10 protein-coding genes and 1 pseudogene are annotated in these 7,727 nt (G+C 42.6%); 10 read left to right on the top strand and 1 reads right to left on the bottom strand.

Features of this window, described 5'->3' with window-relative positions; genetic code table 11:
- The 10 genes and pseudogenes from ACIQXN_RS00165 to yajC form a co-directional block, all read left to right on the top strand.
- Positions 1-373, top strand: a pseudogene (locus ACIQXN_RS00165) (hypothetical protein); the annotation flags it as partial.
- The gene (locus ACIQXN_RS00160; protein WP_402960528.1) at positions 363-1,301 is read left to right on the top strand and encodes a phosphotransferase; all 939 of its coding nucleotides are present in this window, start codon (positions 363-365) and stop codon (positions 1,299-1,301) included. The pseudogene ACIQXN_RS00165 and the gene ACIQXN_RS00160, both read left to right, overlap by 11 nt.
- 104 nt (positions 1,302-1,405) lie before the next feature.
- On the top strand, positions 1,406-1,999 hold the full coding sequence (locus ACIQXN_RS00155; RefSeq protein WP_402960526.1) for a YhcN/YlaJ family sporulation lipoprotein: 594 nt from the start codon (positions 1,406-1,408) through the stop codon (positions 1,997-1,999).
- Positions 2,000-2,134: 135 nt separating this feature from the next.
- Positions 2,135-2,635 (top strand): BofC C-terminal domain-containing protein, encoded by a 501-nt coding sequence (locus tag ACIQXN_RS00150; protein WP_402960524.1) that lies wholly within the window; start codon positions 2,135-2,137, stop codon positions 2,633-2,635.
- Positions 2,636-2,865: 230 nt separating this feature from the next.
- Positions 2,866-3,480: a Holliday junction branch migration protein RuvA gene (ruvA, locus tag ACIQXN_RS00145; RefSeq protein ID WP_402960522.1), complete on the top strand. Its 615-nt coding sequence runs from the start codon at positions 2,866-2,868 to the stop codon at positions 3,478-3,480.
- 11 nt (positions 3,481-3,491) lie between these two features.
- A complete protein-coding gene (gene ruvB, locus ACIQXN_RS00140) occupies positions 3,492-4,493 on the top strand; it encodes a Holliday junction branch migration DNA helicase RuvB (protein ID WP_402960520.1) in 1,002 nt (333 codons plus the stop codon).
- Positions 4,490-4,693 carry a DUF2905 domain-containing protein gene (locus ACIQXN_RS00135; RefSeq protein WP_402960518.1) on the top strand — a complete coding sequence of 68 codons (204 nt, stop codon included), beginning with the start codon at positions 4,490-4,492 and terminating at the stop codon, positions 4,691-4,693. The genes ruvB and ACIQXN_RS00135 overlap by 4 nt, the downstream gene beginning before the upstream one ends.
- A gap of 36 nt (positions 4,694-4,729) precedes the next feature.
- Positions 4,730-5,758, top strand: coding sequence for a tRNA preQ1(34) S-adenosylmethionine ribosyltransferase-isomerase QueA (gene queA / locus ACIQXN_RS00130; protein ID WP_402960516.1), 1,029 nt, complete (start codon positions 4,730-4,732; stop codon positions 5,756-5,758).
- Positions 5,759-5,795: 37 nt separating this feature from the next.
- Positions 5,796-6,935: a tRNA guanosine(34) transglycosylase Tgt gene (gene tgt, locus ACIQXN_RS00125; RefSeq protein WP_402960514.1), complete on the top strand. Its 1,140-nt coding sequence runs from the start codon at positions 5,796-5,798 to the stop codon at positions 6,933-6,935.
- Positions 6,936-6,974: 39 nt separating this feature from the next.
- Positions 6,975-7,259: a preprotein translocase subunit YajC gene (gene yajC, locus ACIQXN_RS00120; protein WP_402960512.1), complete on the top strand. Its 285-nt coding sequence runs from the start codon at positions 6,975-6,977 to the stop codon at positions 7,257-7,259.
- Positions 7,260-7,300: 41 nt separating this feature from the next.
- Here the strand turns inward: yajC and ACIQXN_RS00115 are convergent, their stop codons facing one another.
- On the bottom strand, positions 7,301-7,672 hold the full coding sequence (locus ACIQXN_RS00115) for a TIGR04086 family membrane protein (protein ID WP_402960510.1): 372 nt from the start codon (positions 7,670-7,672) through the stop codon (positions 7,301-7,303).
- Positions 7,673-7,727 lie beyond the last annotated feature (55 nt).

The raw sequence follows: 7,727 nt of genomic DNA, 5'->3' as shown, positions 1-7,727 counted from the left end.
GATGGGCAATCAGCCGGGCAACCAAATGGGAGGCATGATGGGCAATCAGCCAGGCAACCAAATGGGAGGCATGATGGGCAATCAGCCAGGCAACCAAATGGGAGGCATGATGGGCAACTACCCTGTTAACCAAATGGGAAATATGATGGGCAATCAGCCGGGCAACCAAATGGGAGGCATGATGGGGGGCCAACCAGGTATGATGCCGGGGCAATTTGGCGGACAGCCAGGAATGATGCGAGGACAGCTTGGGGGTCATCCTGAAGCGATGATGCCAGGACAAATGGGTGGTCAACCAGGTCAATTTGGGGGCGTTCAAGCACCTGAGACATTCGGAATGCCAACCTACGCGGATGAAAGTGATGACTACTAACTACCAGGGGGACAGTGTTTTTCACACTCGTCTCCTCTCTTATTTAAACCGCGAGCCAAAGACCATCCACTATCTTCAAAGCAACGTCTATTTAATTACATTCAAGAAAAATCCTCCCCTCATTCTTAAAGGGTTCGACAGTTTCGAAAAGTGGGATCGACAAAGGGAATTGACTTCTTTGCTAAGTCAAAGGGGCTTTAATCAAACGTACCATATTCATCAGAAATTAATGCCTTTCAAATTTAAAGGGAAATGGTATGGCAGTATGGACTATATCCCTCCTAGTAAGAAAAAGTTTCGGTTTTCCAATTCCAAAGACCGTTTGCAGGGTATTCAATTGCTGGAAAAGTTTCACGATGCTACAGAAAAGCTTCCCATCACTGCTCCAGTATTTAATCAATACAAAAAATGGAAAGAACGGTTAGAGTTGTTTAAAAAGAACATTTCTTATACACGGCAATATGTTGCCGACGATATCATCAATGAATGGGTAAGGTGGGGTGAATGGTCCTTGGATGGTTTTGAAAAAAACCAATCTAAATGGAGTAAGGAAAAAATGGTCATCATTCACGGGGACTGTGCCCACCATAATTTTTTGCGGAGAGAAGATGGGAGCCTTGCATTAATTGACTTCGATTTAATGGCGAAGGCACCACGCTGCATTGATTATTTACAGTATGCGAATCGGATTTCACATCATCTTGATGATCCAGCAAACATGATATGGGAAGTTCCACAGTTGAAAAAATATCAGAAAGACCGCACTTTTCTTTATGCATTGACTTTCCCTACTGATATATTTCGTGAGTGGAACCGGAATAATAAAAGTTCATCCCAATTTCATTCTGTGTGGAAAATGACGGTAGAGGGGTTTTCCAAGCGGATGGAGATGAACGAAAAGTTGGCGGACATGATTTCCAAAAGGTAAATCGTAGCTATATTGGGCGTAACTAACAGATTGAAACACCTTCTAAACACCCATGCTAAATACGAGCGAGAGGATAGGCTCAATTTAGCAAGGGGGGATTGTTGGTGCAAAAAAGTAAATGGGCACTGCCGCTTTGCACGGTTTTCTTTGTAGGTTTGGTGGGCTGTGGCAATAATGATACGGCGGAAGACCCCATTGACGCCGGGTACCACAAAACGGAAAAAAACGCACTGGTTCGCCAAATAAATATGCATAATACAGAAGAGAACCTGTATGGCAAAGATGATGCATACAGTAAGCGTAATCGAAATTATCATGGTCACGAAAGCAAACCAATCCGAACTAAATCATCCTATTACAATTCGTATGAAGGTGCTTTAGTCGATCATGTGGATATTATTGCAAATCGTGTGGAAGATGTCATCGATGCCCGAGCCATCGTCATGAAAGATGAAATGTTAGTGGCTCTATTGCTAGATGATTATAATCAGGCATCAGCGATCAAAGAAGAGGTTTGGAATCAAGTCAAGCCTTATACAGAAGGCAGGACCCTTTATGTAACGACTGATGAAGGTGTATACTTTCGGACCATGACCCTCGATAATAACCTTAGGGACGGGGGTACAAAAGAATTAATTGTCCTCGATGCTAACGACATGTTCGATAACCTTGATATTCATGAAGATCATATTAAATGAATATGTGAAGCTGACTTCAAATGGAGTCAGTTTTTTTATTTGAAAAGGTTGCTGGAAATTGCGATTTATTTCTGGTTAATAATCTGTTTTCAGGTCAAACTATGTAAAAAGTAAACGCCTTGAGAGGTGATCTTAGTGATTAAACAACTTAAAATTCAGTTTTTCTTCGCCTTGCTCGTCATTCCATATTGTTTGACGGCTTTTGCCGAGGAAGCAAAACAACAGGAAAATGAGCCGATTGAACAAAAGGTCATTCTTCAGCGATTATATCTTGATGGGGAATTAAGTGAAGAAAAGTTAACGGAGAAAATATGGACCATGGAAGATTTTTGGTCGAAATATCAAGGATGGAATGTGGTCAATCAAAATGAAGATCACATTGTATTGAATAAAACAGAAAATGATATATCACCGCTACTCAAAGCGAACGGTTATCTAGGAATGAAAGAGGATGGGACATTGTCCATTTTTATCGGGAGACCGGAACATGCCAAAATCATTCATACCTTTTATCAATTGGATGTAGGGAAGTTGGAAGTATATAAGCAGGAAGAATTGCAAAAAGGCATCCCAATCGTCAATAAGGATCAATATAAACAGCTCATTAAAGAATATGAACCATATTCGATTAATTAGGACGGGGAATAGGCCCGTCCTTTTTGTTTGGATTGAAGAATTGGAGAACGGATGGTAAACAACCGGTAAATAGTTATGAAGTTGCAGGGGGTGGAATATATTGATTATGGTTTGTTCGATCTATATGGTATGGGAGGGGCACATCACCAATTACTAAATAACTTTTAATGAACTTCCATCCTCTTTTATGATAAAATGAGAGGTACAGCAAAATCAGGGAGAGAATTAATTTGTATGATTATATAAAAGGCACGGTCGATTATATTGGACCTGAATACATAGTCGTGGATAATGGTGGGATCGGATATCAAGTGCTGACTCCGAACCCTTTTATTTTTTCCGCCCAATTCAAGAAAGAGATTCAAGTTTTTCTTTATCATTATGTACGTGAAGATATGATTGCATTGTACGGATTTCAGACACGTCAGGAAAAGGCGTTGTTCACGAAATTATTGAATGTGACGGGAATCGGGCCGAAAGGGGCTCTTGCTATACTGGCATCGGGTCAGGTAGATCAGGTTGTGCAAGCCATTGAGAATGAGGATGAAACATTCTTGGTGAAATTCCCTGGAGTAGGGAAGAAGACGGCGCGCCAAATGATTCTTGACTTAAAAGGGAAGCTTGAGAATATCATCCCGGATGCCTTCCCGAACTTGTTTAATGAAGGGGTTCCATCGCCAATCAATCAAACTGGGTATGCTGAAGAGCTGGATGAAGCGATTCTGGCCTTGAAGGCCCTTGGTTATTCGGAAAAAGAAATACAGAAGGTCGCGAAAAAACTGCAAGTGGAAGAAATGACAACCGAGCAATACATTAAGAAAGCATTGCAAATGATGTTAAGATAAGGAGTGGCGCAATGGAGGAGAGAGTTTTCAATCAGGAAGCCGATCTGAACGAACTATCCTTTGAACAAAGCCTGCGACCGCAAAACTTAAAGCAATATATTGGACAGGATAAAGTGAAGGCGAATTTGAGTGTATACATCGAAGCGGCAAGGATGCGCGAAGAAACGCTTGATCATGTGCTTTTATATGGACCGCCTGGACTTGGTAAGACGACGCTTGCCGTCATCATCGCTAACGAAATGGGCGTGAATATACGCACCACTTCCGGACCTGCCATTGAGAGGCCAGGAGATTTGGCAGCCATCTTAAGTGCGCTTGAACCGGGTGATGTATTATTCATTGATGAGATACATCGTTTACCTCGTGTCGTTGAAGAAGTGCTTTATCCAGCCATGGAGGATTTCTGTCTGGATATCGTGGTCGGAAAGGGACCGGAGGCTCGGTCAATAAGGATTGACCTGCCGCCATTCACACTCGTTGGTGCAACAACACGGGCTGGTTCCCTTTCGGCGCCCTTAAGAGACAGATTTGGCGTCTTGAGCCGTTTGGAATATTACACGGAACATCATCTGACCGACATCGTCCTCCGTACGGCCCAAATCATGGATACGGAAATGGATGACCAGGCAGCCGGTGAGATTGCGAGAAGGTCTCGGGGAACACCTAGGATCGCTAACCGTCTTTTACGACGTGTAAGAGATTTTGCCCAGGTCCGTGGTGATGGCACGATTACGACGGAACTGGCAGATTATGCATTGGAGTTAATGCAGGTGGACCGTTTAGGACTTGATCATATTGACCATAAATTACTTAAAGGCATCATCGAAAAGTTTCGTGGAGGTCCTGTGGGATTGGAGACGATTGCAGCTACGATTGGGGAGGAAGCGCATACGATTGAAGATGTGTATGAACCCTATTTACTGCAGGTCGGTTTCTTGCAACGGACCCCTCGTGGACGGATTGCCACCCCACTTGTTTATGAGCATTTCGGGATGGAGATGCCTGAGAGATGAATGTACCTAAAACCGTCATGACCTTAGGTGTGATCATTTTTGTGATTGGATTTGCGATGAAGTATATCCAGCTTGGCAGACTGCCGGGAGATATCTTCTTTAAAAAGGGGAATACGACTTTTTATTTTCCTATCGTGACCTCGATCATTGTCAGCATCGTGCTGTCAGCTATTTTTTATCTAATTAGCCGTTTTAAATAAATTACTTCATGATAGACAAGTAAGGAAGTGGAACAGATGAAATTAGAAGAATTTGATTTTCATTTACCGGAGGAATTGATTGCCCAGGTTCCTCTCGAAGACAGAGAAGCTAGTAGATTGATGGTATTGGACAAGGAAACGGGCGAACTTCAACATGATGTGTTCAGTTCCATTACGGAATATGTGAAACCGGGTGACTGCCTTGTATTGAATGATACGAAGGTGCTCCCAGCGAGACTTTATGGTAGTAAAGAGGAAACAGGCGGGAAAATCGAAGTTCTCTTGCTAAAACAAGAAAGTGACGATGTTTGGGAAACGCTTGTTAAGCCTGCGAAACGAATTAAAGTGGGCTCGACCGTCGTGTTTGGGGATGGTAAGCTAAAGGCTGTCTGCACAGGTATCCTTGATCATGGTGGACGGATTATGAAATTCCATTATGAAGGCATTTTTTATGAGATTTTGGAAGAGCTTGGCGAAATGCCGTTACCTCCTTACATTAAAGAACAGCTTGACGACCAGGACCGCTACCAGACCGTTTTTGCACGTGAACGCGGTTCTGCAGCAGCACCTACGGCTGGACTGCACTTCACGGAGCACTTGCTTGAAAAGCTGAAGGACATGGGTGTTCATATCGCTTTCATTACCCTTCACGTCGGGCTGGGAACATTCCGCCCTGTGAGTGTGGACGATATTGACAATCATGAAATGCATTCGGAATTTTACCAAATGACCGAGGGCACAGCGCGTTTATTGAATGAAGTGAGGGAGAGCGGTGGAAGAATTATCACTGTTGGCACGACTTCGACGAGAACGCTAGAAACGATTGCTTCCCGTAATGACGGGGTGTTCAAAGAAGAAAATGGCTGGACAAGCATTTTCATATATCCTGGATATGAATTCAAGGGGATCGACGCGATGATCACGAATTTCCATCTGCCAAAATCAACGTTAATCATGTTGATCTCTGCACTTGCAGGCAGGGAAAATGTTCTTCATGCCTATGAAACGGCAGTGGAAAAAAAATACAGGTTCTTTAGTTTTGGAGATGCGATGTTAATCAAGTAATATAAAGAGTGATAGGCTCTTGAAGGGAGTTATTGCGTTGACTGCAATACGATATGAGTTAATCAAAACATGTAAACAGACTGGGGCACGGCTAGGCCGCGTTCATACACCACACGGTACTTTCGAGACACCCGCATTCATGCCGGTTGGAACGATGGCTACTGTCAAAACGATGTCACCAGAAGAATTGAAACAAATGGGTGCAGGCATCATACTTAGCAATACGTATCATTTATGGCTGCGTCCAGGTCATGAAATCATTAAAGAAGCTGGTGGACTGCATAAGTTCATGAACTGGGATCGTGCGATATTAACCGATTCTGGTGGTTTTCAGGTGTTCTCTCTAAGTAAGTTTCGTCAAATTGAGGAAGAGGGAGTTCATTTCAGAAACCATATTAATGGTGATAAATTATTTTTATCTCCTGAAAAGGCTATGGAAATCCAAAATGCACTAGGTTCAGATATCATGATGGCATTCGATGAGTGTCCACCATTCCCGGCTACTGAAGAGTATATGAAGAAGTCGGTTGAACGAACTTCACGCTGGGCAGAACGTTGCTTGAATGCTCACGAACGTCCTAATGATCAAGGCTTGTTTGGTATCGTTCAGGGTGGGGAATTCGAACATCTTCGTAAACAGAGTGCAAAAGACCTTGTTTCCCTTGATTTCCCGGGGTATGCTATTGGTGGTTTATCAGTAGGTGAACCTAAGGATATCATGAACAGGGTACTTGAGTTCACTAGTCCATTACTGCCAACGAACAAGCCTCGTTACTTAATGGGGGTTGGGTCACCCGATTCATTGATTGACGGCGCAATCCGCGGTGTTGATATGTTTGACTGTGTATTGCCAACACGAATAGCCCGTAATGGTACGTTGATGACAAGTACGGGCCGCTTAGTGGTGAAAAATGCGAAGTATGCACGTGATTTTGGCCCTATCGATGAAAATTGCGATTGCCATGTTTGTAAGAATTATAGCCGGGCATACATTCGCCACTTAATTAAATGTGAAGAAACATATGGTATTCGTTTGACGACTTACCACAATCTTCATTTTCTGTTAAACTTGATGGAACAGGTCAGACAAGCTATCCGAGAAGATCGCCTTGGAGACTTTAGGGAAGAGTTTTTCGAACAATATGGTTTCAATGAACCAAATGCGAAAAACTTCTAATTCCATAAATACTTTTAAAAATGAAAGGAGTGAATATAAATGGGTGGTTTAACACAATTACTTCCGTTAATCTTAATGTTCGTATTGTTCTATTTCCTACTTATCCGTCCGCAACAAAAACGCGCCAAGACTACACGTAACATGCAAGAGAGCTTGAAAAAAGGCGATAAGGTTGCTACTATCGGTGGAATGCATGGAACAATCGATGCAATCGATGAGTTGAAAATCGTTATTAAATCTACAGACGGTTCAAAATTAACTTTTGACCGTGCAGCAATCCGTGAAATTACGGAAAGCGCACCAGCTAGAGAAGTACAGTTATAAGACAGACGAAAACCGAGCCTTGTGCCCGGTTTTTTTTTATTTTAATTTGTTCGTGATTCTGAACTCATATTTACCCCCAGTACGCCACCCATCATGGCAGTAATGACAAAGCAGCCATAATAAATCCACTGTTTCATGGTGAAAAGGGCATCATGCCCCAAATATTGAAAAAGGAACACGACTAAAAGATACAATAAGCCCGTACTACCACCTAAAAATAATCCCTGTTTCTGACCTTTTCCCCCTGAAATAAAACCACCAATGAACAATGAGATAAAGGATACGATCATGATTACGTATGTCAGGGATGATTCCGTCAATGAAGTGAAACGAAGAAGAATGGAAAATAGAAAACTTGCAATCACAGCTATGGCAAAGATGGAGCCGACGCCATAGAGTACGGCGACACTCATTTTTTTTGTTTCGATGATTATTCCCCCTTTTTAAAAGGCTGGATCAACTAGCCTG

It is taken from the genome of Peribacillus sp. NPDC097295, from assembly GCF_044761665.1.
In the GTDB taxonomy this organism is placed as follows: domain Bacteria; phylum Bacillota; class Bacilli; order Bacillales; family DSM-1321; genus Peribacillus.
Note: the sequence above shows the minus strand (reverse complement) of the source record. Positions and strands in the feature narration are given on the sequence as shown.